Source organism: Streptomyces sp. NPDC086023, assembly GCF_044540325.1.
Taxonomy (GTDB): Bacteria; Actinomycetota; Actinomycetes; order Streptomycetales; family Streptomycetaceae; genus Streptomyces.
The window spans coordinates 1-25,889 of record NZ_JBITRX010000042.1 but is presented as its reverse complement, the minus strand read 5'-3'; the positions used below and the strand labels follow the sequence as shown (position 1 = coordinate 25,889).

Sequence of the window (25,889 nt, the reverse complement as noted above, 5' to 3'; positions counted from 1 at the left end):
GGGGACACCTCAGGACCGGCGGTGCCGGGTGCGAATCCCCGCACCAAGGTGCGGGTGCGCCCCGACGGGGCGGACGCGTCAGCGTCCGTAGGCCCGCCGGCCGGCCCGGCGGCCTCCGGGCCGCCAGGGCCCCTTCATAAGCCGCCCACGATCGCTACGCGCTTCGGCCGTCTCGGCGGCCGACAGGCCGCCCAGGGCTGAACAGGCCGCAGGCGCTCCCAAAGCGGCCGGTCCGAGCCCTGCCGGCGTCTGGGCCCGCGGATCACCTGCCCACAGTTCCGCTCAGCGGACCTCTCGGCCCGGCAGGTGCCGAGTCGCTCATGCCGGGAGGCCGCGGCGTGCTTTTCGTCATGCGGGGGGGGGGCGTTTCATACCGGTCCGAGCCCTGCCGGCGTCTGGGCCCGCAGATCACCTGTCGACAGTTCCGCTCAGCGGACCTCACGGCCCGGTAGGTGCCGAGTCGCTCGTGCCGGGAGGCAGCGGCGCCCTTCCTCCCGTGCCGGGGGCCGGTTCGTGCCGGTTCAGCGCCCTGCCGCCGGTTCCCGGCGCCGAGCTGCGGCTCGGCGCCCCGCGGGGTCTCGGCAGGCGGACCGGGGCGTCGGCCTCCGGCCGGCCCGGCGGAGAATGGACCCATGGGGAACGGCGAGTGGGCACGGCACTGGCAGTACCCGGACCTGCCCGGCCTCGACCTGCTGCGCGCCCGGTACGTCCGGCACGCCTTCCCGCGGCACGCACACGACGGGTACGTGGTCGCGACCGTGACCGGCGGCATCGAGGAGGTCGGCCTGCCCGGCGGCGTGGTCAGGGCCGGGGCCGGCGACGTGATCCTGATCAACCCCGAGGTGCCCCACACCGCGCGGGCCGGCGTTGCGGAGGGCTGGTCGTACGACACGCTGTACCCGGCCCGCGACGTGATCGTCGAGGTGGCCGCCGAGCTGTCCACCCTGCGGGGGACCCCCGGGTTCACCGTCGACGTCGTGGCCGATCCGGAGGCCTCCCGCCTGATCAAGGAGGTCCACCGGGCGGCCGAGGAGGGCAACGCGCTGGCCGCGGACAGCCTGCTGCGGGTCGCCGTGGCAGGGCTGCTGCGCCGCCACGGCGGCACGCTCCCGGCCCGTACGGTGCGGGGCTCCGGCGCCGCGGTCGCGGCGCGGGCCCGGGCGGTCCTGGAGGAGCGGATGACGGAGCCGCCGTCCCTGGAGCAGCTCGCCGCCTCCCTCGGCACGAGCCCGTTCGCCCTGCTGCGGGCCTTCCGTGACGCGTACGGCATGCCGCCGCACACCTGGCTCACGGACGCCCGCGTCCGCCGGGCCCGGAGACTGCTCGACGGGGGGACCCCGGTGGCGGAGGCCGCCGTGACCGTCGGCTTCACCGACCAGCCGCACCTCAACCGCCACTTCACCCGCATCGTGGGCGTCCCCCCGGGCGCCTACCGCCGCGAACGCACTCCCTGACCCGCTCCGGCGCCCGTCCCCGCGAACCGACCCCCACCCCCCACATCACCGCAGGTGAACGCCGTTGTCGGTGTCGGGGTGCACGATGGTAGGCATGGCCGGATCCGCGCTCGACTCGTTCTCCCCCGCGACCCGCTCCTGGTTCACGGGGGCCTTCCGTACGCCCACCGCCGCCCAGGACGGCGCCTGGCGGGCCATCGGCGAGGGGTCCGACGTGCTGGTCGTGGCGCCCACCGGCTCCGGCAAGACCCTCGCCGCCTTCCTCGCCGCCCTCGACCAGCTGGCGAGCACGCCCCCGCCCGCCGAGGCCAGGAAGCGCTGCCGGGTGCTCTACGTGTCCCCGCTCAAGGCCCTCGCGGTCGACGTCGAGCGGAACCTCCGCAGCCCGCTCACCGGCATCCGGCAGGAGTCCGTGCGCCTGGGCCTGCCCGAGCCCGAGATCCGCGTCGGCATCCGCTCAGGCGACACCCCGCCCGCCGAGCGCCGCGCGCTGGCCACCCGGCCGCCGGACATCCTCATCACGACCCCCGAGTCGCTCTTCCTGATGCTCACTTCCTCGACCCGGGAAGCGCTGTCCGGCGTCGAGACCGTCATCCTCGACGAGGTGCACGCGGTGGCCGGCACCAAGCGCGGCGCCCACCTGGCGCTCTCCCTGGAGCGGCTGGACGAGCTGCTGCCGCGCCCCGCCCGGCGGGTGGGCCTCTCGGCGACGGTCCGGCCGGTGGACGAGGTCGCCCGGTACCTCTCCCCGCGCCGCAGGGTGGAGATCGTGCAGCCGCCCTCCGGCAAGGAGTTCGACCTCTCCGTCGTCGTCCCGGTCGAGGACATGGGCGAACTCGGCGGCTCCCCCGCCACCGAGGGCCAGGACGGCGGCGACAAGCCGTCCATCTGGCCGCACGTGGAGGAGCGGATCGCGGACCTGGTGCAGGCCCACCGCTCGACCATCGTGTTCGCCAACTCCCGCCGCCTGGCGGAGCGGCTCTGCAACCGCCTCAACGAGATCGCGTACGAGCGGTCGGTGGGCGAGGCCCTGCCCGAGGGCGCCCCGCCCGCCGAGATCATGGCCCAGTCCGGCCGCGCGCAGGGCGCACCGCCGCTGCTCGCGCGGGCCCACCACGGCTCGGTCTCCAAGGAGCAGCGCGCGCTGGTGGAGGAGGACCTGAAGGCGGGCCGGCTGCCGGCCGTGGTCGCGACCTCCAGTCTCGAACTGGGCATCGACATGGGCGCCGTGGACCTGGTGGTGCAGGTGGAGTCCCCGCCGTCGGTCGCCTCGGGCCTCCAGCGCGTGGGCCGGGCCGGCCACCAGGTGGGCGCGGTCTCCACGGGCGTGGTGTTCCCCAAGTACCGCGGCGACCTGGTGCAGGCGGCCGTGGTGACCGAGCGGATGCGCACCGGCTCGATCGAGTCGCTGCGCGTGCCGGCCAACCCCCTGGACGTGCTGGCCCAGCAGCTGGTCGCGATGACGGCCCTCGACACCTGGCAGGTGGACGACCTGCTGGCCCTGGTGCGCCGGGCCGCGCCGTTCTCCTCGCTGCCCGAGTCCGCGTTCACCGCCGTGCTCGACATGCTCGCCGGGCGCTACCCCTCCGACGCGTTCGCCGAGTTGCGTCCGCGCGTCGTGTGGGACCGGGTCGCGGGTACGGTCACCGGGCGTCCCGGCGCGCAGCGGCTGGCCGTCACCTCCGGTGGCACGATCCCGGACCGCGGCCTGTTCGGTGTCTTCCTGGCCGGGGCGGACCCGAAGAAGGGCGGCGGCCGGGTCGGCGAGCTGGACGAGGAGATGGTGTACGAGTCGCGGGTGGGGGACGTCTTCACCCTCGGGACGACCTCCTGGCGGATCGAGGACATCACCCGCGACCGCGTGCTCGTCTCGCCCGCGCCCGGCGTGCCGGGCCGGCTGCCGTTCTGGAAGGGCGACCAGCTGGGCCGTCCTCTCGAACTCGGCCGGGCGGTGGGCGCGTTCCTCCGCGAGGTCGGCGGCCTGCCCGCGGAGGACGCGCGGCTGCGGCTGCTGGCGGCCGGTCTGGACGCGTGGGCCGCGGACAACGTCCTGGCCTACCTCGCGGAGCAGCGGGAGGCGTGCGGCCACGTACCCGACGACCGCACCATCGTGGTGGAGCGCTTCCGCGACGAGCTGGGCGACTGGCGGGTGGTGGTGCACTCCCCGTTCGGCGCCCAGGTGCACGCCCCGTGGGCCCTCGCGCTCGGTGCCCGCCTCGCCGAGCGGTACGGCATGGACGCGCAGGTGATGCACGCCGACGACGGCATCGTGCTGCGGCTGCCGGACGCGGACCTGCTCGGCCTGGACCTGCTGGACGCCGATCCGGCCGCTCCCGGCTTCGAGTTCGACGGCGAGCAGGCGCCGCTGGGCGCGGCCGACGTGGCCTTCGACAAGGGCGAGGTCGACCAGATCGTCACGGACCAAGTGGGCGGCTCGGCCCTGTTCGCGGCCCGCTTCCGCGAGTGCGCCGCCCGGGCGCTGCTGCTGCCGAGGCGCAACCCCGGCAAGCGCACCCCGCTGTGGCAGCAGCGCCAGCGCGCGGCCCAGCTGCTCCAGGTGGCCTCGGAGTTCGGCTCGTTCCCGATCGTCCTGGAGGCCGTCCGCGAATGCCTCCAGGACGTGTTCGACGTGCCGGGCCTCACCGAGCTGATGGGCGACATCGAGTCCCGCAGGGTCCGTCTCGTCGAGGTCACGACTCCCGAGCCGTCGCCCTTCGCCCGCTCGCTCCTCTTCGGTTATGTCGCCCAGTTCCTGTACGAGGGCGACTCCCCCCTCGCCGAGCGCCGCGCGGCGGCCCTGTCGCTGGACTCCCGCCTGCTGGCCGAGCTGCTGGGCCAGGCGGAGCTGCGCGAGCTGCTGGACGCGGACGTGCTGGCCGAACTGGAGGCGGAGCTCCAGTGGCTGACGGAGGACCGGCGGATCAAGGACGTCGAGGGCGTCGCCGACCTCCTCCGCCTCCTCGGCCCGCTCACCGACGCGGAGCTGGCGGCCCGTGGCGCCGAGCCCGACTGGCCCGAGGCCCTCAGCCGCGCCCGGCGCGCGATCCGCGTCCGCGTCGCGGGCGAGGAGCACTGGGCGGCCATCGAGGACGCGGGCCGCCTGCGGGACGCCCTTGGCACCGCGCTGCCCGTCGGCGTGCCGGAGGCGTTCACGGAACCGGTCAAGGATCCGCTGGGCGACCTCCTGGCCCGGTACGCCCGTACCCACGGCCCCTTCACCTCTGCGACCGCCGCGGCCCGCTTCGGCCTGGGTGTCGCGGTCACCGAGGGCGCGCTGCAGCGCCTCGCCGGGGCGGGCCGGGTCGTACAGGGCGAGTTCCACCCCTCCGGTCTCGGTCAGGAGTGGTGCGACGCCGCGGTGCTGCGCAGGCTCCGCCGGCGCTCGCTGGCCGCGCTGCGCCAGGAACTCGAACCGGTGCCGCCCGCCGCGCTGGCCTCCTTCCTGCCCCAGTGGCAGCACGTGGGCGGCGGCGGTCTGCGCGGCATCGACGGCCTCGCCAGGGCGATCGAGCAGCTGCAGGGCGCGCCGGTGCCCGCCTCCGCTCTGGAGAAGCTCGTCCTCCCGTCCCGGGTGGCGCACTACAACCCGGCGCTGCTGGACGAGCTCACCACCACCGGCGAGGTCGTCTGGGCCGGCGCGGGCGCCCTCCCCGGGAAGGACGGCTGGATCTCCCTGTATCTGGCGGACGCGGCCCCGCTGCTCCTCCCCCCGCCCCACCCGCTGGAGCTGACGCCCCTGCACCAGGCGGTCCTGGACGCCCTCTCGGGCGGGTACGGCCTGTTCTTCCGGCAGATCGCGCAGTCGGTGGGCCGGAGCCACCCGGAGGCCACCGACCTCGAACTCTCCTCGGCGATCTGGGACCTCGCCTGGTCGGGCCGCCTGACCAACGACACGCTGGCGCCGCTGCGTTCCCTGCTGGGCAGCGGCCGTACGGCGGGTTCCACCGCCCACCGCGCGAAGCGTACGGTTCCCCGCGGCCGGTACGGCACGCTGTCCGCCTCCGCCCGCCCGGCCGTCTCCCGTACCGGCCCGCCCACCGTCTCGGGCCGCTGGTCGCTCCTCCCGGCGGCCGAGCCGGACCCCACGCACCGCGCCCACGCGGTGGCCCGCACGCTCCTGGACCGGCACGGCGTGGTGACCAGGGGCGCGGTCGCCGCCGAGGGCATCGAGGGCGGCTTCTCGGCGGTCTACCGCATCCTGTCCGCCTTCGAGGACAGCGGGCAGGCCCGCCGCGGGTACGTCGTGGAGGGCCTGGGCGCGGCCCAGTTCGCCATGGACGGCGCGGTGGACCGCCTCCGCGCCACGGCCACCGCCCGCGACCGCGCCGACTCCCCGCTCGAAGCCCGCGTGCTGGCGGCCGCCGACCCTGCGAACGCGTACGGTGCCGCCCTCCCCTGGCCGGAGCCCCCGGCCGGCGCGGGCCACAAGCCGGGCCGCAAGGCCGGTTCGATCGTCGTCCTGGTGGACGGCGACCTCACCCTCTACCTGGAGCGCGGCGGCAAGACGCTGCTGGCCTGGCCGGACCCGGACTCCCCGGCCCTGCTGGCCGCCACGGACGCCCTGGCCGCCGCAGCCCGCGCGGGCACGGTGGGCGCCCTCACGGTGGAGCGCACCAACGGCTCCCCCGCCCTCACCTCCCCGCTGGGCCGCTCCCTGGAAGCCGCCGGCTTCCACGCCACCCCCCGAGGCCTGCGCCTGCGGCCCTAGGAGGTGCGAGTACGGCACAACGGGGCCGCCCACCCGAGCCGCCGAACGACGGCGGGATCGCCGGACGGTCGGCGGACCGGGCGCCGGACCGCGGCGCCAGGCCGGGACGCCAGGCCGGAACCGTGGGACCGATCAGCGAACCGCGGCGCCAGGCCGGGCCCGGCGGCCGGCGCCGAACAGCCGGGACGGCGGACGGCCGGGACGGCGGACCGGGGTGCCCGGGCAGGGCGCGCCCAGGGCCACCGTCCCCCACCCGTCGGCCCGCACCCGTCCGGGAGGACAATGGCCCCATGCCCGAAGGAGACACGGTCTGGCACGCGGCACGGCGGCTGGACCAGGCCCTCACCCCCAGCCCCCTGACCCGCTGCGACTTCCGGGTCCCCCGCCTCGCCACCGTCGATCTCACCGGGCGTGCCGTCACCGACGTCACGCCCCGCGGGAAGCACCTCCTGACCCGCTTCGAAGGCGGCCTCACCCTGCACAGCCACCTCCGCATGGAGGGGGCCTGGAACCTCTACGCCCCGGGCGAGAAGTGGCGCGGCGGCCCCGCCCACCAGATCCGGGCCATCCTGGGCAACGAGACGACCACGGCCGTCGGCTACCGCCTCCAGGTCCTGGAACTCCTCCGCACCGCCGAGGAACACAAGGCGGTGGGCCACCTCGGCCCGGACCTCCTGGGTCCCGACTGGGATCCCGAGACCGCCGAGGCCAACCTGCTGCGCGACCCGGCCCGCCCGGTCGGCGAGGCCCTGCTGGACCAGCGCAACCTGGCCGGCATCGGCAACATCTACAAGACCGAGATCTGTTTCCTGGCCCGCGTCACCCCCTGGCTGCCGGTGGCGGAGCTGCCCGACGCCGCGCAGGTCGTGGACCTCGCCCATCGCCTCCTGGAGGCGAACCGCGCCCACCCCGGCCGCCGCAGCACCACCGGCAGCCACCGTCCCGGCCAGATGCTGTACGCGTACGGCCGCGCCCGGCGCTCCTGCTTCCGCTGCGGCACGCCCATCCGCAGCGCCTCCCAGGACGACCGCCCCACGTACTGGTGTCCGCAGTGCCAGACGGGCCCCGTCCCCGGCGGCCGCACGGGCACCGGCGCCCACGGCCGTCCCCGCCGCACCGGTTGACGGTCCGTCAGATCCCGCCGTACCGTCCCCGCATGCCCCTTACGTCGTACGACCTCACGGGCCGCACCGCGCTGATCACGGGCGCCGCCAGCGGCATCGGACGCGCCTCCGCCCGCCTCCTGGCCCGGGCGGGCGCGACCGTCCACTGCGCGGACCGCGACGAGAAGGGCCTCGCGGAGACCGCCGCCCTGATCAGCGAGGACGGCGGCACGGCGGTGGTCCACCCGCTCGACGTCACCGACCGCGCCGGGATCCGCGCCGCGGTCGAGAGCGCCGGCCGCCTCGACATCACCGCTGCGATCGCCGGGATCATGCACACCAGCAGCGTGGTCGACACCCTCGACCAGGACCTCGACCGGGTCCTCGACGTGAACTTCAAAGGCGTCCTCTACGCCTGCCAGGAGTCGGCCCGCGCCATGCTGGCCGCCGGCACCCCCGGCAGCATCATCACCATGGCGTCCGGGGCGGTGGACGCGGCCGGCCCCGGCCTGCTCTGCTACAGCGCCGCCAAGGCCGCGGTCGTCCAGCTCACCAGGACCCTGGCGACCGAGACGGGCCCGCAGGGCATCCGCGTGAACGCGGTCGCGCCGGGGTGGATCCGCACCCCCATGACCGGCCGCCACTCGCCCGAGGTCCAGGAGCAGACCGAGGCGATGATGGTCCGGATGTCCCCGCTGAGGCGGGTCGGCGAGGCCGAGGACATCGCCCAGACCGTGCTCTTCCTGGCCTCGGACGCGTCGTCCTTCATGACCGGCCAGATACTCCGCCCGAACGGCGGCGTCGCCATGCCCTGGTGACCGCCCCGCGCGCCCCCGACAGCACCCCCTCGCCCCGCCTCCGCGCCGCCGACACGCCCGGCGCGCTGGCCAGCGGGACGCAGTGCACCGGCAGCAGGCTCAGCCCCCAGCCCCCGACCACCACGGCGCCCTCGACCACCCCGGCACTGGCCGGGGACAGCACCAGCCGCAGCGCGGCCCACCACCACAGCGCACCACCGGCCAGGGCCACCGCACCCAGGGCGGGGACCCGTATGCGCCCCCAGAAGCCGTAGCTCGCCACCCGGCCAGTCTCCCGTACGGCCCCGCACCCCGCACCCAGAACGCCGGCCACCGCACGCCGACCCGTCGCCGGACAGCACGAAGCCCCGGCCGAGGTGCCTCACGCACCTCCCCGGGGCCCTGTACCAAGCTCAGCTCACGCGGCTACGACATCCACCGCTTCGGCAGGCGCCTTGATGGTCACCCGCTCGGGTCCACCCGCGACCGAGGTCACGGAAACCGAATTGAGCATCGGGCGTACCGGTGCCGGTACCGGGTCGCTCGCGGCCGCGGACGCGGCCAGTTCGGCGAGCGAGAGTTCATCGCTGACTTCGCGCATCAGCTCGGACATCCGTACGTCCAGCGCGTCGCAGATCGCGGAGAGCAGTTCGGAGGACGCCTCCTTCTGCCCCCGCTCCACCTCGGAGAGATAGCCGAGTGAGACTCGGGCGGACGAGGAGACTTCGCGCAGAGTACGGCCCTGGCGCTGGCGCTGCCGACGCAGCACGTCACCCAGCAGGCGACGGAGCAGAATCATCGGTGGCTCCCTCCTCTGACCGTATAGCCGCATCCTTCACGCCCCACCGTACCGCCTCGCGCCGCGGCCGTGCGGGGAGCGATGTCGTGTTCACTCAGGGCTGCAAACATCAAATCCCCCCGTTCTGTTCCGTATCCTGTGTCCGCGCATTGTCCAGGAGTTCGCTCGAGAACAGTTCGAGCACCCTCCGTACACTCTCCATACGGATTTCCGCGCGGCCGCCGTTCAACCTCAGCGCAGCCGTTTTCCCGCCTGCCGGACCGGCCACGGCGACGTACACCGTCCCCACCGGCTGGCCGTCCTGCGGCTCGGGACCGGCCACGCCCGTGGTCGAGATTCCCCACGAAGCCCCCAGCACCCGCCGCACGCCGTCCGCCATCTCGGCCGCGACCTGCGGGTCCACCGCGCCTCGCGCCGCGAGCAGCTCCGGGTCCACGCCGAGCACGTCGCGCTTGACGTCGGTGGCGTACGCCGTGACCGAGCCGCGGAAGCTCCGCGACGCGCCCGGCGCCGCCGTCAGCTCGGCCGCGACGAGCCCGCCCGTCAGCGACTCCGCCACAGCGACGGTCTGGTTACGCTCCGCAAGCATGGAGAGTACCTCGGCCGCGGTCGCACCCGCACCGGTTTCCCCGTTACTCCCCACAACCTCGGTCATGACTCCCTCGCGGTCAGCCGTCGACGCCCCGCGCGCCCGGCTCCGAACCCGGCGTCGCGTCCGTTCCCGTGCCCGGCGCCTGCCCGGCCGCCGCGCGCTCCGCCGCCCGGCCGCGCCGCCGGAGGACGACCGCCTGGCGCACGTAGTCCAGTCCCGTGACCACCGTCAGCACCACCGCCACCGCCATCACCCAGAAGCGGAAGGTGGCGAGCGCTCCGGTCAGCGCCAGGACGTACATGCCGACCGCCGTGCCCTGCGCGAGGGTCTTGAGCTTCCCGCCCCGGCTGGCCGGAATGACCCCGTACCTGATCACCCAGAAGCGCAGCAGCGTGATCCCGAGTTCCCGGCCGAGGATGACGGCGGTCACCCACCACGGCAGCTCACCCAGCCAGGAGAGGCAGATCAGCGCCGAGCCCATGATCGCCTTGTCGGCGATCGGGTCGGCGATCTTGCCGAAGTCCGTGACCAGGTTGTACGTACGGGCGAGGTGCCCGTCGAAGACGTCGGTGATCATGGCGACCGCGAAGGCCGCCCAGGCCCATGCCCGCCAGACGGGGTCGTAGCCGCCGTCCGCCAGGAGCAGGAGCACGAATCCCGGCACGAGCACGAGCCGGACCATCGTCAGGATGTTGGCGATGTTCCACAGGCTGGCCTGGTTGACGGCCGCCGCGCCCAGCTTTCCGCCGGGTGCGGGCCGCGGCGCGGTGCCGCCCGTCGCTGATGCCGGGACTCCGGTCATCCGGCCGCCTCCTCAAGGTCCAGGGGCTCGGCGACCAGGTCCACGCCCAGGCTGCCGACCACCTTCGCCGTGACGATACGCCCGGGGACCAGGCCCTCGCCGCTGGTGAAGATCACCTGGCCGTCCGTCTCGGGCGCCTGGTGGGCCGCGCGGCCGGTGGCGCCGTCCTCGTCCCCGGTCTCCTCGCCGACGGCCTCCACGAGCACCTCGACGGTCTCGCCGACACGCTCCTCGGCGCGCTGGGAGGTGAGCTCCTCGGCGAGCCGCTGCATGTGGGCCAGCCGCTCGGCGATCACGTCCTCGTCGAGCTTGTTCTCGTACGTGACGGCCTCGGTGCCCTCCTCGTCGGAGTAGCCGAAGACGCCGATGGCGTCGAGGCGGGCGTGCGTGAGGAAACGCTCCAGCTCGGCGAAGTCCGCCTCGGTCTCACCGGGGAAGCCGACGATGAAGTTGGACCGCACGCCGGCCTGCGGGGCCTTGCTCCGGATGGTGTCCAGGAGCTCCAGGAAGCGGTCCGTGTCGCCGAAGCGGCGCATGGCGCGCAGCACGTCCGGGGCGGAGTGCTGGAAGGACAGGTCGAAGTACGGCATGACCTTCGGGGTGGAGGTCAGCACGTCGATCAGGCCGGGCCGCATCTCGGCCGGCTGGAGGTAGCTGACCCGCACCCGCTCGATGCCGTCGACGGCCGCCAGCTCGGGCAGCAGGGTCTCCAGCAGGCGGATGTCGCCGAGGTCCTTGCCGTACGAGGTGTTGTTCTCGGAGACCAGCATGACCTCCTTGACGCCCTGCTCGGCCAGCCAGCGGGTCTCGCCCAGCACGTCGCTCGGGCGGCGCGAGATGAACGAGCCGCGGAAGGACGGAATGGCGCAGAAGGAGCAGCGGCGGTCGCAGCCGGAGGCCAGCTTCACGGAGGCGACCGGGCTGGTGTCCAGGCGGCGCCGCAGGGGCGCGCGGGGGCCGGAGGCGGGCGCGAGGCCGTCCGGCAGGTCGGCGGGCGCCGGGGCCGGGGTCTCGTCGGTTTCCTGGGCGTGGCCGGGCAGGGCCACGCCCGCCGCGCCCTGGCGCTCGGCCGGGCTGATGGGCAGCAGCTGCCGGCGGTCGCGCGGGGTGTGGGCCTCCACGCTGCCGCCGCTGAGGATGACCTGGAGGCGGCTGGAGATGTCGGCGTAGTCGTCGAAGCCGAGGACGCCGTCGGCCTCCGGAAGGGCTTCGGCGAGCTCCTTGCCGTAGCGCTCGGCCATGCAGCCGACGGCGACGACGGCCTGGGTCCGGCCGTGATCCTTCAGATCGTTGGCCTCCAGCAGGGCGTCTACGGAGTCCTTCTTCGCGGCTTCGACGAAGCCACAGGTGTTGACGACGGCGACGTCCGCGTCGGCGGCGTCCTCGACGAGCTCCCAGCCATCCGCCGCCAAGCGGCCTGCGAGCTCCTCCGAGTCCACCTCGTTACGGGCGCAGCCAAGGGTGACAAGGGCGACGGTACGGCGTTCGGGCATGGACTCAAGACTACTTCGTCCCGGCACCGGCCCCCGCCCGGTGCCCCCGACCAGCAAGGATCCCCCGGATGCGGGGTCGCACCCGGGGGATCACAAGATCGTCCGGCCGGCTTCCGGCCGGTTCCCGGCCGGCTACCGGCCCGTGCCCGACACGCGCCGGAGGCTCAGCCGGCCTGCGGGGCGTCCTCGCGCGGGTCGTCCTTGGTGTAGGTCAGCCGCTCGACCTGCCCTGGCTGGAATTCGTCCTTGATCTCCTCGCCGTTCACGAAGAGCTTGACCGAGCCGGCGTCGCCGAGGACGAGGTCCACGGACTTCTTGTCGGTGAAGGTCTTCGAGTCGCCCTCTTCGAGCATGCCGTCGAAGAGCAGGCGGCCGTTGTGGTCCTTGGCCGAGATCCAGCTCTCACCGCCCACGGCCGTCATCACGACCGTGACCAGGTCCTTCGGGGCCTGCGCGATGGCGCTGTCCGAGGGCTCGGCGGTGGGCTTGGGCGGGGTGGGGGCCGGCGGCCTGATGACCTTGCCGGTCTGCTTGGGCGCGGGCTGCGGGGAGGCGGAACCTTCCGCCACCGGCCGCTTCGTCCCGTCGCCCTCTCCGCTGAACACGGTGAAGCCGACGAATCCGATCACGGCGACGATCGCCGCGACCATGGCGGCGGTCCAGTTGGGCCGCTGCCGCTCTGGCCGGATTCGTTCGGCCTCGAACAGAGGTGCGGCGGGCGTGGGTGCCGGCCGGCCGCCGTGGGCGGCGTCGAACTGCTCGATCAGCCCGGTCGGGTCGAGCCCGACGGCGCGCGCGAGCGTACGGATGTGGCCGCGGGCGTACACGTCGCCGCCACAGCGGGTGAAGTCGTCCTGCTCGATCGCGTGCACGATCGGGATGCGCACGCGGGTAGTGGTGCTGACCTCGTCGACGGTGAGCCCGGCACGGATGCGGGCCTGCTTGAGGGCCCGGCCGATGGAGGGGCCGTCGCCGTCGGAAGGACGGTCGTCTTCGGGGGAGTTGGCGTTGCCGATGGACACGAGGGCGCCTTTCGAGCGTGTAACCACCTGCTGGAGGTCCAGTCTAGGGGGGTTACGAAAGGGGTGAGCAACCGGGAGGGTGGACTTTGTACGCCATCGGTATGGCATCGGTATGACGTACGCCGTCCTCCGACGGAGCTGTCGTAACAGCCCCGCCCCCTCTCCCTCAACTTGACGCGCGGCCAAGGGAAACGGTTGCCCCCCTATCCCTTACGAGTGAGACTCCCCCCGGATGACGGCCAGGACTCCGTCCAGCTCATCGGGTTTCACCAGCACGTCGCGGGCCTTGGATCCCTCGCTCGGCCCCACGACCCCCCGCGACTCCATCAGGTCCATCAGCCGGCCGGCCTTCGCGAAGCCCACCCGCAGCTTGCGCTGGAGCATGGAGGTGGAGCCGAACTGGGTGGAGACCACCAGCTCCGCCGCCTGGCACAGCAGGTCGAGGTCGTCGCCGATCTCCTCGTCGATCTCCTTCTTCTGCTTCTGCCCGACCGTGACGTCGTCCCGGAACACCGGCGCCATCTGGTCCTTGCAGTGCTGCACCACCGCGGCCACCTCGGCCTCGGTGACGAACGCGCCCTGCAGCCGGACCGGCTTGTTCGCACCCATCGGCAGGAACAGACCGTCACCCTTGCCGATGAGCTTCTCCGCGCCCGGCTGGTCGAGGATGACCCGGCTGTCGGCCAGCGAGGAGGTGGCGAAGGCCAGCCGCGAGGGCACGTTCGCCTTGATGAGGCCGGTGACCACGTCCACCGAGGGGCGCTGGGTGGCGAGCACCAGGTGGATGCCGGCCGCGCGGGCCAGCTGCGTGATGCGGACGATCGCGTCCTCGACGTCCCGCGGGGCGACCATCATCAGGTCGGCCAGCTCGTCGACGATCACCAGCAGGTACGGGTACGGGCTCAGCTCCCGCTCGCTGCCCGGGGGCAGCTTCACCTTGCCGTTGCGGATCGCCTCGTTGAAGTCGTCGATGTGCCGGAAGCCGAAGGCCGCCAGGTCGTCGTACCGCAGGTCCATCTCGCGGACCACCCACTGGAGGGCCTCGGCGGCGCGCTTGGGGTTGGTGATGATCGGCGTGATCAGGTGGGGGATGCCCTCGTACGCGGTGAGCTCCACGCGCTTGGGGTCGACCAGCACCATCCGGACGTCCTCGGGCGTGGCGCGGACCATGACCGAGGTGATCAGGCAGTTGATGCAGGAGGACTTTCCGGAGCCGGTGGCGCCGGCCACCAGCACGTGCGGCATCTTCGCCAGGTTGGCCATCACGTAGCCGCCCTCGACGTCCTTGCCGAGCGCCACCAGCATCGGGTGGTCGTCCTCCGCGGAGTCGGCCAGGCGCAGGACGTCGCCCAGGTTCACCATCTCGCGGTCGGTGTTCGGGATCTCGATGCCGACCGCCGACTTGCCCGGGATCGGGCTGATGATCCGGACGTCGGGGCTGGCCACGGCGTAGGCGATGTTCTTGGTGAGGGCGGTGATCCGCTCGACCTTCACGGCCGGGCCGAGCTCCACCTCGTACCGGGTGACCGTCGGGCCGCGGGTGAAGCCGGTGACGGCCGCGTCGACCTTGAACTCCGCGAAGACGTTGGTGAGCGAGGCGACCACGGCGTCGTTGGCGGCGCTGCGGGTCTTCCCGGGGCCGCCCCGCTCCAGCAGGTCCAGTGAGGGCAGCGCGTACGTGATGTCGCCGCTGAGCTGGAGCTGCTCGGCGCGCGGCGGCAGCGGCTCGGACACCTCGGGCGCGGCCTTGGTCAGGTCGGGGACGACGGCGGGCCGCGCCTCCCGGGCCGTGGGCAGCGGTACGGGGGTGGTGGTCTCCACCGGCCGCTCGGGGGCGACGCCCTGGGTGAGGTCGGCGACCAGCGGCGAGGGCGGCAGCCCGTTCAGTACGGCGCCGTCGAGCGCGGCGGCCGCGGCGGCCGCGACGTCCACGGCGTCCAGCGGCCGGTCCCCGGCCGGCTGGGCCCGGCGCGGGCGGCGGCGCCGTGCCAGCGCCTCCTCCTCCGCACCCTCGGGGCTCCCCGCAGGTGCGGCGGGCCCGCTGCCCCGTCGGGTACGGGCCCGCCACTGGCCCTCGTCGTGCTCCTCGCCCGCGATGGTGCCGTACGGGTCCTCCTCGGGCGGGGCGACGACGCCCAGCCGCACACCGAGCTGCCGGAGCCGCTGCGGGATGGCGTTGACCGGCGTGGCGGTGACGACCAGCAGGCCGAAAATGGTCAGCAGGAGGAGCATCGGCACGGCGAGCGGCGCGCCCATGGTGAAGACCAGCGGCTGGGAGGCGGCCCAGCCGACCAGGCCGCCCGCGTCCCGGATGGCGGCGCTGCCGGCGTCGCGGCCGGGCGAACCGCAGGCGATGTGCACCTGGCCCAGGACGCCGACGACGAGCGCGGTCAGTCCGATGCCGATCCGGCCGTTGGCGTCCACCTGCTCCGGGTGCCGGATCAGCCGTACCGCCATCACGCCCAGCAGCAGGGGCACCAGCAGGTCCAGGCGGCCGAAGGCGCCGGTGACCAGCATGGTGACGAGTTCGCCGACCGGACCGCGCAGGTTCGACCAGGTGCCGGCCGCGACGATCAGCGCCAGGCCGAGCAGCAGGAGCGCGAGGCCGTCCTTGCGGTGCGCGGGGTCGAGGTTCTTCGCGCCCCGTCCGAAGCCGCGGAACACCGCGCCCACGGCGTGCGCGACCCCGAGCCAGAGGGCGCGCACGAGCCGGACCACGCCCCCGGTGGGGGACGGCGCCGCCTTCGCCGCGGGCCGGGCCGCGGCCTTCTTGGCCGGGGCCCGCTTCGCGGGCGCGGCCTTCCTGGCGGGCGGCTTGCGCGCGGGCGCAGCCTTCTTCGCCGCCGCCGTCGTACGGCCGGTGCGGGCCTTCGCGGTGCCCGCCGTGCTCTGGGAACCCTTGCCGGACGTACTTGAGGCCATGGGGGCGAGGTTACCGGTGTCGGCGGCGGGGGACACGTGTGCCCACCCCTTCACCCGTTCGTGTCGGGCTGCCGGGCCGCGATTTGACGCTCCGTCGGAAGCCGGGAGCAGAGCCGCCGGCGCCGGGCCGCGTACGGGCCCGGGCGCCGTGACGTCGTCAGGTCCCCGCGGGCAGGGCCGGGGACGTGCCGCCCGTACCCGGCTCCAGCGCGTCGAGCGCCCGCCGCAGCCCGGTGAGTTTGCGCTCCAGGTGCGCGGCCGTGGCCACCGCGGCGGCGTCCGCGGAATCGTCGTCGAGCTGTTTGGACAGCGCCTCCGCCTGCTCCTCCACCGCCGCGAGCCGCGCGGAGAGTTCGGCGAGCAGTCCCGCCGACTCCTTCGCGCCGGCGGCGCCGGCCTGCGCTCCGCCGCCCTCCAGCTGGAGCCGCAGCAGTGCGGCCTGCTCCCGCAGTTGGCAGTTCTTCATGTACAGCTCGACGAAGACCGACACCTTGGCGCGCAGCACCCAGGGGTCGAAGGGCTTCGAGATGTAGTCCACCGCACCGGCCGCGTAGCCGCGGAAGGTGTGGTGCGGACCGTGGTTGATCGCGGTGAGGAAGATGATCGGGATGTCCCTGGTCCGCTCGCGCCGCTTGATGTGCGCGGCGGTCTCGAACCCGTCCATACCCGGCATCTGGACATCCAGCAGGATGACCGCGAAATCGTCCGTCAGCAGCGCCTTGAGCGCTTCCTCCCCCGACGACGCCCGGACCAGGGTCTGATCGAGCGCGGAGAGGATGGCCTCCAGCGCCAGCAGATTCTCCGGCCGGTCATCGACCAGGAGGATCTTGGCCTTCTGCACCATGCCCTGTCCTCCTCGCCCCCGAAGGGGGCCTCCCCGGCTCGCAGAACCCGCCCGTCCTTGTGCCGGTCATCGTAGCCCCACTCCCGAGATCGCCACACCCTGTCACCGAGATGTCACTGTCTCCGAAGCAGAAACGCGGTGGGGGACCAGAAGGTTCCCCCCACCACGCCCCGCCATCACTTGGCGTGCATCCACTGCTCCATGACCGTGAGCAGGTAGTCCGGGTCGACCGGCTTGGTGACGTAGTCCGAGGCTCCGGAGTCGATGGCCTTCTCCCGGTCCCCCTGCATCGCCTTCGCCGTCAGCGCGATGATCGGCAGGCCCGCGAACTGCGGCATCCGCCGGATCGCCGCCGTGGTCGCGTACCCGTCCATCTCCGGCATCATGATGTCCATCAGCACGACCGTGACGTCGTCGTGCTGCTCCAGGACCTCGATGCCCTCCCGCCCGTTCTCGGCGTACAGCACCGCCAGCCCGTGCTGCTCCAGCACGCTGGTCAGGGCGAAGACGTTGCGTACGTCGTCGTCGACGATCAGCACCTTCTCGCCCTGGAACGCGTACGTGCGCGGCGCCGGCGGCTCCTCCGCCTCGGCACCCGCCCAGGCCGCCGCCTCGTCCGGCACGCCCTGGCCCGGCAGCGCCGGGCGCGGCTCCAGCTCGGTGAGCGCCTTGCGACGGCGCCGGAACAGCGTGGGCGCCGCACCGGGCGTCTCCGCCGCCGCCGGGGCCGCCGCCGCCGGGGCCGCGGCCGCCGGGGCGGGTGCGAGCGGCTGCGTCGGCGGGAGCGCCACGGGCACCCTGCGGAACCCGTCGCTCCGGCTGCCCGGCGCGGGCTGCGCGTACCCCTGCGGGGGCAGCTCGCTCGGGTGAAGCGGGAGGTAGAGCGTGAAGGTCGACCCGCGGCCGGGTTCGCTCGCCGCGTGGATCTCCCCGCCGAGCAGCCGCGCGATCTCCCGGCTGATGGACAGGCCGAGGCCGGTACCGCCGTACTTGCGGCTGGTCGTGCCGTCCGCCTGCTTGAACGCCTCGAAGATCACCAGCATCTTGCTGGCGGCGATGCCGATCCCGGTGTCGGTCACGGAGAACGCGATCAGCTCGCCGTCCGCCTCCCGCAGGGAGCCGGCTTCCAGCAGCTGCTCCCGGATCTCCACCGGAACGTCCGACCCGGCCGGCCGGATCACCAGCTCGACCGCGCCGCTGTCGGTGAACTTCACCGCGTTCGACAGGAGGTTGCGCAGCACCTGGAGCAGCCGCTGCTCGTCGGTGTGCAGCGTGGCCGGCAGCTCGGGCGAGACCCGGACGGAGAAGTCCAGGCCCTTCTCGGCGGTCAGCGGCCGGAAGGTGGCCTCCACGTAGTCGACCAGCTGGACCAGCGCGATCCGGGTCGGGGAGACGTCCATCTTGCCCGCCTCGACCTTCGACAGGTCGAGGATGTCGTTGATCAGCTGGAGCAGGTCGGAGCCCGCGCCGTGGATGGTCTCGGCGAACTCCACCTGCTTCGGCGACAGGTTGGCGTCCGCGTTGTCGGCGAGCAGCTTGGCCAGGATCAGCAGGGAGTTGAGCGGCGTGCGCAGCTCGTGCGACATGTTCGCGAGGAACTCGCTCTTGTAGCGCATGGACACCGCCAGCTGCTCCGCGCGCTCCTCCAGCACCTGCCGGGCTTCTTCGATCTCGGTGTTCTTCACCTCGATGTCGCGGTTCTGCTGGGCCAGCAGCTCCGCCTTCTCCTCCAGGTCGGCGTTGGCCACCTGGAGTTCGCGCTGCCGGTTCTCCAGCTCCGCCGACCGCTCGCGCAGCTGCTCGGTCATCTCCTGGGACTGCTTGAGCAGCACCTCGGTCTTGGAGTTGACGCTGATGGTGTTGACGCTCGTCGCGATCATCTCCGCGATCTGCGACAGGAAGTCCTTCTGGATCTGCGTGAAGGGCTGGAAGGACGCCAGCTCGATGACGCCCAGGATCTTGCCCTCGAACAGCACCGGCAGCACGATCACGTGCGCCGGGGGCGCCTCCCCGAGACCGGAGGAGATCTTGAGGTAGCCGGGTGGCGTGTTCTCGACGAGGATCGTCCGCTTCTCCTCGGCGACCGTTCCGATCAACCCCTCGCCGGGCCGGAACGAGGTCGGCATGGCGCTGCCGGCGTACGCGTAGCTGCCGCGCATCCGCAGCTCGTACGCGCCGTCCCGGCCGCCCTCGGCGCCGATCTCCTGCGCGCCGCCCGACGGCACGGCCAGGAAGAACGCGCCGTGCTGGGCCGAGACCACCGGCGTCAGCTCGCTCATGATCAGCGAGGCCACGTCGTCCAGGTCGCGGCGGCCCTGCATCAGGCCCGAGATGCGGGCGAGGTTGCCCTTGAGCCAGTCCTGCTCCTTGTTGGCGAGGGTGGTGTCGCGCAGGTTGGCGATCATCGTGTTGATGTTGTCCTGGAGGACCTGGATCTCGCCTGCGGCGTCCACGTCGATCTTCAGGTTGAGGTCGCCGCGGGTCACCGCGGTGGCCACGGCCGCGATGGCGCGCACCTGCCGGGTGAGGTTCCCGGCCATCTCGTTCACGGACTCGGTCAGGTCGCGCCAGGTGCCGTCCACGTCGCGCACGCGGGCCTGGCCGCCCAGGATGCCCTCGGTGCCCACCTCGCGCGCCACCCGGGTCACCTGGTCCGCGAAGGAGGACAGCTGGTCGACCATCGTGTTGATCGTGGTCTTGAGCTCCAGGATCTCGCCGCGCGCGTCGATGTCGATCTTCTTGGTCATGTCGCCCTTGGCGATGGCGGTGGTGACCATGGCGATCTGCCGCACCTGGCCGGTGAGGTTGGACGCCATCGAGTTCACCGACTCGGTGAGGTCCTTCCACGTACCCGAGACGCCCGGTACGTGCGCCTGGCCGCCCAGCCGGCCCTCGGTGCCCACCTCGCGGGCCACGCGCGTGACCTCGTCGGCGAACGAGGACAGGGTGGTCACCATCGTGTTGACCGTGTCGGCGAGCTGCGCGACCTCGCCGCGCGCCTCGACGGTGACCTTCTTCGTCAGGTCGCCGTTGGCGACCGCCGCGGACACCTGCGAGATGTTGCGCACCTGGACGGTCAGGTTGTTGGCCATCAGGTTGACGTTGTCGCTCAGGTCCTTCCAGATGCCCGTGACGCCGCGGACCCGAGCCTGGCCGCCGAGGATGCCCTCGGTGCCCACCTCACGGGCCACCCGCGTCACCTGCTCGGCGAACGAGGACAGCTGGTCCACCATCGTGTTGACGGTGGTGACCAGTTCGAGGATCTCGCCCTTGGCGTCGACCGTGATCTTCTTCGACAGGTCGCCCATCGCGACCGCGGTCGTCACCTCGGCGATGTTGCGCACCTGCGAGGTCAGGTTGTTCGCCATGAAGTTGACGGACTGGGTCAGGTCCTTCCAGGTGCCCGAGACGCCCTTCACCTCGGCCTGGCCGCCGAGGATGCCCTCGGTGCCCACCTCACGGGCCACCCGCGTCACCTGGTCCGCGAACGAGGACAGCTGGTCCACCATCGTGTTGAGGGTGTTCTTCAGCTCCAGGATCTCGCCCCGGGCGTCCACGTCGATCTTCTGCGACAGGTCACCTCGCGCCACCGCCGTCGCGACCTGGGCGATGTTGCGCACCTGCGCGGTCAGGTTCCCGGCCATGCCGTTCACCGAGTCGGTCAGGTCGCGCCACACGCCGGCGACGCCGGGCACCTGCGCCTGACCGCCCAGCCGGCCGTCCGTACCCACCTCGCGGGCCACCCGCGTCACCTGCTCGGCGAACGCGCTGAGCTGGTCGACCATCGTGTTGATGGTGTTCTTCAACTCCAGGATCTCGCCCCGGGCGTCCACGTCGATCTTCTGCGACAGGTCACCCCGCGCCACCGCCGTCGTCACCTGCGCGATCTGCCGCACCTGGGAGGTCAGGTTGCCGGCCATGAAGTTGACGGAGTCGGTCAGTTCCTTCCAGGTGCCCGAGACGCCGTCCACCCGCGCCTGACCGCCCAGCCGGCCCTCCGTACCCACGTCCCGCGCCATCCGCGTGACCTGGTCGGCGAACGACGACAGCTGGTCGACCATCGTGTTCACGGTGTTCTTCAGCTGGAGCATCTCGCCGGAGACGTCGACCGTGACCTTCTGCGACAGGTCGCCGTTCGCCACCGCCGTGGTCACCTGCGCGATGTTCCGCACCTGCCCGGTCAGGTTCCGGAAGGCGGTGTTCACCGAGTCGGTGAGGTCCTTCCACGTACCCGCCGCGCCCGGCACCTGCGCCTGACCGCCCAGCTCGCCCTCGACGCCGACCTCGCGGGCCACCCGCGTCACCTCGGAACCGAAGGACTGGAGCTGGTCCACCATCGTGTTGACGGTGTTCTTCAGCTCCAGCATCTCGCCGGCCACGTCGACCGTGACCTTCTGCGACAAGTCGCCGTTCGCCACCGCCGTGGTCACCTGGGCGATGTCGCGCACCTGTGTGGTGAGGTTCCGGAAGACCGTGTTCACCGAGTCGGTGAGGTCCTTCCACGTACCCGCCGCGCCCGGCACCTGCGCCTGACCGCCGAGCAGGCCCTTCGCGCCGACCTCGCTGGCCACGCGGGTGACCTCGTCGGCGAAGGTCCGCAGGGTCTCCGTCATCTGGTTGATCGTTTCGGCCAGCTGCGCCACCTCGCCGCGCGCGCTGACCGTCACCTTCTGCGACAGGTCGCCGTTCGCCACGGCCGTCGTGACCTGCGCGATCCCGCGCACCTGGGCGGTCAGGTTGCCCGCCATCGTGTTGACGGAGTCGGTCAGGTCCTTCCACACGCCGGCGACCCCGGGCACCTGGGCCTGGCCGCCCAGCTCGCCCTCCGTACCCACCTCGCGTGCGACCCGCGTCACCTCGGACGAGAACGACGACAGCTGGTCCACCATCGTGTTCACGGTGTTCTTCAGCTGCAGCATCTCGCCGGCCACGTGCACCGTGACCTTGCGCGAGAGGTCGCCCTTGGCCACCGCGGTCGTGACGAGAGCGATGTCACGCACCTGAGCGGTGAGCCGGTACGCCATCGTGTTGACGGAGTCGGTCAGGTCCTTCCACGAACCGGACATACCGCGCACCTGGGCCTGGCCGCCGAGCTTGCCCTCGGTGCCCACCTCCAGCGCGACGCGGGTCACCTCGTCCGTGAACGCCGACAGCTGGTCGACCAGGTTGTTGACCGTACGGCCGACCTTCAGGAACTCCCCGCGCAGCGGGTGCCCGACCCCCTCGGCCGTCTGCGTCCGCAGGTCCATCCGCTGCGCCAGGTCGCCCTCGGCCACCGCCGACAGCACCCGCCCGACCTCGGACACCGGCCGCGCCAGGTCCTCCACCAGCTGGTTCGACGCGTCGATCGCGGCCGCCCAGGAGCCCTCGCAGGCCCCCGTCTCCAGCCGCTCGCTCAGCTTGCCCTCGCGGCCCACCGTGCGCCGCACCCGGGCGATCTCCCCGGTCAGGTGGAGGTTCCGGTCCGCGACCTCGTTGTAGACGGCGGCGATCTCCGCCATCACCCCGTCGCCGGAGACCGTCAGCCGCTTGCGGAAGTTCCCGTCCCGCATGGAGACGAGCGCGGTCAGCAGCCTGTCCAGCGCGGCCGAGTCCACTTCCGTGGTCCCGCCCCGCCGCGGCCGCCCGCTCTTCCCCCGCGTACTGGCCCTCCGCGCCGCCACGCCAGACTCCACCGTGTCCCTCCCGAAAGGGTTCGTGCTCTACCCGGGTCTGCCCTTGCCAAGCCTTCCCAGTGTTTCACCATGGCCGAACACGGCCATAAAACTTCGGCACCTTCGCACGGGACCCGCACCCCGCGGGTGGAATACCCGCAGTCCGCGCCCGCTGTGACCGCGAAGGTAAGTAACCTGGCATCCGACTGTCCAACCGCCCCGGTCTGCCCGGCAGGGGACGGTGGCGCCGAGACGACCGGGCACGGAGGAATGGTCCGATGGCGGAGCCGGGCATCGCGACACGATCGAGGAGCGCTGTGATCACGGCCCGGGCCGCTGCCAGCTTCGACCCCGTAGGGCGCTCGGTCGCCGCGGCCCGCGCGTTCGTCCGGGACACGCTCCAGGGCTGGGGCTTCTCCGACATCGTCGACGACGCTGTCGTGCTGACCAGCGAACTCGTCACCAACGCCGTGATCCACGCCGGCACCCGCGCCGACGTCCTCTGCCTGCGCTCCGCCGACGCCGTGCGCGTCGAGGTCGCCGACCGCTACCCCGAGCGCGAGGTGCCCCTCCGCCACCCCGACCGCCCCTACGCCTCCCCCGACCACGAGGGCGGCCGCGGGCTGATGCTGTGCGCCGCCATGGCCAGCCGGTGGGGCGTCGAGTACGAATCGGCCAGCAAACACGTCTGGTTCCAGCTGGACCTGCCGGCCCGCCCGGTCGGGACCCGATCCGCGGGCCCCGCGATCCCCGACGCGCAACTTCCGGTCGCCGACCGGCGCGTACGCGTCGCCGTCCTCCAGATCGACGCCGGCGCCCGCATCTCCGCCTGGAACGAGGACGCCGAGCAGATCTTCGGCTACCCCGCCGAGAAGGTCACCGGCCGCCCCCTCGCCGACTTCGCCGCCTGGCCCCACACCCCCGGCACCGGCACCGGCATCGCCGAGGCCCTGCGCCTGTCCCGCTGGGAGGGCAGTTACGGCCTCCGCGGCGCCGACGGCCGCGTGATCCCCGTCTACGCCTCGCACCTGCGCGTCCGCGACGCGGCCGGCGAGCCCTCCACGGTCTGCCTGCTCGTCCACGACAGCGAACGCGCCGTGCTCCAGTCCCCCGCCCGCGCCGCCTCGCCCGCCGCCGACCCGGCACAGCTCTCCGAGTCGCGTACGACGGACCCCTTCGAGGTCTACATCGGCTCCCCCGCCCCGGACGACCTCGACAGCCTCCTCCAGCGCACCGTCGAGCGCGCCCGGGACATGCTCGACGCCGACGCCGCCTTCCTGCTCCTCGCCACCGACGACGAGACGGAGCTGGAGGTCCGGGCCACCACCGGACTCCCCTCCACCCGCCAGCGGTTCGCCCGCGTCCCCGTCGAGGCCGGCACCAGCCGCTACGGCTCCGCCCGCATGCCCGCCGTCCACGAGGACCTCACGGCCGTCCCGGGCGCCGTACCGCTCCTCAACGGCACCGGCATGCGCTCGGCGGTCACCGTGCCGCTCAAGGTCGAGGGCAGGCTGACCGGTTCACTCGGCGTCGCCGCGGAGGCCGCCGCCCGGTACTCCAACGAGGAGGCCCTGCGCCTCCAGTTCGCCGCCGACCGCATCGCCCTCGCCGTCGAATCGGCCCGCCTGGGCGAGCTGGAGCGGCTGCGCCGCGGCTCGCTCTCCTTCCTCGTCGAGGCCTCCGACCTGCTGGCCGGCACCCTCGACCGGGACCAGACACTGGCCCTGATGGCCCAGATGACGGTCCCGACCCTGGCCACCTGGTGCGCCGTCTACACGATCGCCGACCAGGCCTCGGACCCGTACCTGGCGTACGTCCTGCACGAGGACGAGGAGCTCATCGACGGCCTCAAGTCCCTGCTGTCGCGCATCGATCCGCCCGAGCCCGGCACCGACCAGACGGTCCGCCCCTGGAACGCCCCGGCACAGGCGGCGCACGACGCGGCCCTGCGCACGTCCATGCGGGCGGTCGGCCTGGGCTCGCCCGCCGACCACACGTCCGGCATCGGCACCACGCTGGCGACGGCCGCGGCGGTCGGCGGCGAGACGGTCGTCCTGCCGCTGATGGCACGCAACCGCGTGATCGGCATGCTGACCCTCGGCAAGCCGGCCGACGAGCACTTCCGCCAGGAGATCCTCGAACTGGCCGAGGACCTGTCCCGCCGGGCCGCCCTGGCCCTCGACAACGCCCGCCTCTACTCGGAGCGCATGGCCATCAGCCGCTCGCTCCAGCGCAGCCTGCTGCCGCCGAGCCAGCCCGCCATCCCCGGCATGGAGGTCGAGGTCATCTACCGCGCCGCCGGTGAGGGCAACGAGGTGGGCGGCGACTTCTACGACGTCTTCCCCATCCGCGACGGCTCGTACGGCTTCGCCATCGGCGACGTCTGCGGCACGGGCCCCGAGGCCGCGGCCGTCACGGGCCTCGCACGGCACGCCCTGCGCCTGCTGGCCCGCGAGGGCTTCGGCGGCCCGGCGGTACTACAGCGCCTGAACGCCGCGATCCTCGACGAGGGCGCCCGCAGCCGCTTCCTGACCCTGCTCTACGGCGAACTCCGCCCGCTCCAGGACGGCGGGGCGGCCCTGAAGCTGGTCTGCGCCGGCCACCCGCTCCCGCTGCGCCTGCGCCCGAACGGCGAGGTGGAGCCCGCCGCCGAGCCGCAGCCGCTGCTGGGCGTCATGGACGACCTGGAGCTGTACGAGGAGACCCTCACCCTGGAGCCGGGCGACGTCCTGCTCTGCGTCACAGACGGCGTGACCGAGCGCCGCGAGGGAACCCGCATGCTGGGCGACGACGGCCTCACGGACGTCCTGACCACCTGTACCGGGCTCACGGCAGGCGCCGTCGCCTCCCGGGTCCTCCGGGCGGTGGAACGCTTCGCCGCCGAGCCGGCCTCCGACGACATGGCCATCCTGGCGTTCCGCGTCCCGGAACCCCGCAAAGGCGACTGACCCACCGGGAAAACGCTGGCCGCAGCGGGCCGCCGTATGGTCAACTCACCGCCGTGGAAACTGTCTTCACGAGTGTGGTGGCCGTAGCGGGCACCTTGATCGGATCCATGACCACGTACTGGTTCCAACGGCGCACGGCCGGCCGCGCGGAGGCCGTGGCCCGCTCGGAACGCCTCCGCCAGGAACTCATCACCGCGTACAGCGGGTACGCCGGCGCGGTGACGGAACTCAAACGCGCGATGATCACTCTCTGGTTCCGCCGCCGGCACGAGCCCCGCGACCACGAGGCCCTGCTGGCGGCCCACATCGACAGCGACCGCCTGGGCGCCGCGGTCGACACGGCGGCCTTCCGGCTCCAACTGGTCGCGGACGACGCGGAGCTGCGCCGGCTGATGGAAGGCATATCGGAGAAGCTCAGCGAGATCACCCATGCGGCCGACGCCCAAGTGATCATCGGGATCGAGAGGCGGTTCGAGGAGGCGGTGCGCACCTTCATCACCGAGGCTTCGACCCGCCTGCCCTGACCCTGCCCCGGAAAACAAAAAAGGCCCCCGCCACAAGGCGGGGGCCTTTTTCTTGGAGCCCTTTAACGGAATCGAACCGTTGACCTTCTCCTTACCATGGAGACGCTCTACCGACTGAGCTAAAAGGGCGGGTTGTTCGGCGGCGTCCTACTCTCCCACAGGGTCCCCCCTGCAGTACCATCGGCGCTGAAAGGCTTAGCTTCCGGGTTCGGAATGTAACCGGGCGT

At 72.8% G+C, this 25,889-nt stretch carries 15 protein-coding genes, 1 tRNA gene and 1 rRNA gene; 7 read left to right on the top strand and 10 right to left on the bottom strand.

The window, feature by feature from the left end; translation table 11 throughout:
- Positions 1-632: 632 nt before the first annotated feature.
- The 5 genes from ACIF6F_RS37615 (at position 633) to ACIF6F_RS37595 (ending at position 8,337) form a co-directional block, all read left to right on the top strand.
- The gene (locus tag ACIF6F_RS37615; protein WP_399958446.1) at positions 633-1,454 is read left to right on the top strand and encodes an AraC family transcriptional regulator; all 822 of its coding nucleotides are present in this window, start codon (positions 633-635) and stop codon (positions 1,452-1,454) included.
- Positions 1,455-1,548: 94 nt separating this feature from the next.
- Positions 1,549-6,162: an ATP-dependent helicase gene (locus ACIF6F_RS37610; RefSeq protein ID WP_399958442.1), complete on the top strand. Its 4,614-nt coding sequence runs from the start codon at positions 1,549-1,551 to the stop codon at positions 6,160-6,162.
- A 290-nt stretch (positions 6,163-6,452) separates the two neighbouring features.
- A complete protein-coding gene (locus ACIF6F_RS37605) occupies positions 6,453-7,286 on the top strand; it encodes an Fpg/Nei family DNA glycosylase (protein WP_399958437.1) in 834 nt (277 codons plus the stop codon).
- A gap of 32 nt (positions 7,287-7,318) precedes the next feature.
- Positions 7,319-8,083 carry an SDR family NAD(P)-dependent oxidoreductase gene (locus ACIF6F_RS37600; protein ID WP_399958434.1) on the top strand — a complete coding sequence of 255 codons (765 nt, stop codon included), beginning with the start codon at positions 7,319-7,321 and terminating at the stop codon, positions 8,081-8,083.
- On the top strand, positions 8,080-8,337 hold the full coding sequence (locus ACIF6F_RS37595; RefSeq protein ID WP_399958431.1) for a hypothetical protein: 258 nt from the start codon (positions 8,080-8,082) through the stop codon (positions 8,335-8,337). The genes ACIF6F_RS37600 and ACIF6F_RS37595 overlap by 4 nt, the downstream gene beginning before the upstream one ends.
- Before the next feature lie 143 nt (positions 8,338-8,480).
- Here ACIF6F_RS37595 and ACIF6F_RS37590 read toward each other — a convergent pair whose 3' ends face one another.
- The 8 genes from ACIF6F_RS37590 to ACIF6F_RS37555 all read right to left on the bottom strand — a co-directional run bounded on the left by ACIF6F_RS37590 (position 8,481) and on the right by ACIF6F_RS37555 (position 22,211).
- Positions 8,481-8,861 (bottom strand): helix-turn-helix domain-containing protein, encoded by a 381-nt coding sequence (locus ACIF6F_RS37590; protein ID WP_399958429.1) that lies wholly within the window; start codon positions 8,859-8,861, stop codon positions 8,481-8,483.
- A 109-nt stretch (positions 8,862-8,970) separates the two neighbouring features.
- Positions 8,971-9,516 carry a CinA family protein gene (locus tag ACIF6F_RS37585; protein ID WP_399958426.1) on the bottom strand — a complete coding sequence of 182 codons (546 nt, stop codon included), beginning with the start codon at positions 9,514-9,516 and terminating at the stop codon, positions 8,971-8,973.
- Positions 9,517-9,529: 13 nt separating this feature from the next.
- Positions 9,530-10,255 carry a CDP-diacylglycerol--glycerol-3-phosphate 3-phosphatidyltransferase gene (gene pgsA, locus ACIF6F_RS37580; RefSeq protein WP_399958421.1) on the bottom strand — a complete coding sequence of 242 codons (726 nt, stop codon included), beginning with the start codon at positions 10,253-10,255 and terminating at the stop codon, positions 9,530-9,532.
- The gene (gene rimO, locus ACIF6F_RS37575; RefSeq protein WP_399958418.1) at positions 10,252-11,748 is read right to left on the bottom strand and encodes a 30S ribosomal protein S12 methylthiotransferase RimO; all 1,497 of its coding nucleotides are present in this window, start codon (positions 11,746-11,748) and stop codon (positions 10,252-10,254) included. The genes pgsA and rimO overlap by 4 nt, the downstream gene beginning before the upstream one ends.
- 164 nt (positions 11,749-11,912) lie before the next feature.
- The gene (locus ACIF6F_RS37570; RefSeq protein ID WP_399958413.1) at positions 11,913-12,770 is read right to left on the bottom strand and encodes a helix-turn-helix domain-containing protein; all 858 of its coding nucleotides are present in this window, start codon (positions 12,768-12,770) and stop codon (positions 11,913-11,915) included.
- Positions 12,771-12,980: 210 nt separating this feature from the next.
- Complete coding sequence (locus ACIF6F_RS37565; protein WP_399958410.1) at positions 12,981-15,692, bottom strand: DNA translocase FtsK; 2,712 nt, start codon at positions 15,690-15,692, stop codon at positions 12,981-12,983.
- Positions 15,693-15,849: 157 nt separating this feature from the next.
- A complete protein-coding gene (locus ACIF6F_RS37560; protein WP_399958405.1) occupies positions 15,850-16,536 on the bottom strand; it encodes a two-component system response regulator in 687 nt (228 codons plus the stop codon).
- A gap of 176 nt (positions 16,537-16,712) precedes the next feature.
- Complete coding sequence (locus ACIF6F_RS37555; RefSeq protein WP_399958402.1) at positions 16,713-22,211, bottom strand: HAMP domain-containing protein; 5,499 nt, start codon at positions 22,209-22,211, stop codon at positions 16,713-16,715.
- A 257-nt stretch (positions 22,212-22,468) separates the two neighbouring features.
- Between ACIF6F_RS37555 and ACIF6F_RS37550 the strand changes: the two genes are divergently transcribed.
- On the top strand, positions 22,469-25,138 hold the full coding sequence (locus ACIF6F_RS37550; protein WP_399958399.1) for a SpoIIE family protein phosphatase: 2,670 nt from the start codon (positions 22,469-22,471) through the stop codon (positions 25,136-25,138).
- A 107-nt stretch (positions 25,139-25,245) separates the two neighbouring features.
- Positions 25,246-25,662, top strand: coding sequence for a hypothetical protein (locus ACIF6F_RS37545; RefSeq protein ID WP_399958396.1), 417 nt, complete (start codon positions 25,246-25,248; stop codon positions 25,660-25,662).
- A 53-nt stretch (positions 25,663-25,715) separates the two neighbouring features.
- Here ACIF6F_RS37545 and ACIF6F_RS37540 read toward each other — a convergent pair.
- Both ACIF6F_RS37540 and rrf read right to left on the bottom strand, forming a co-directional pair.
- A tRNA-Thr gene (locus ACIF6F_RS37540) sits at positions 25,716-25,791 on the bottom strand.
- A 5-nt stretch (positions 25,792-25,796) separates the two neighbouring features.
- Positions 25,797-25,889, bottom strand: a 5S ribosomal RNA gene (gene rrf, locus ACIF6F_RS37535); the annotation flags it as partial.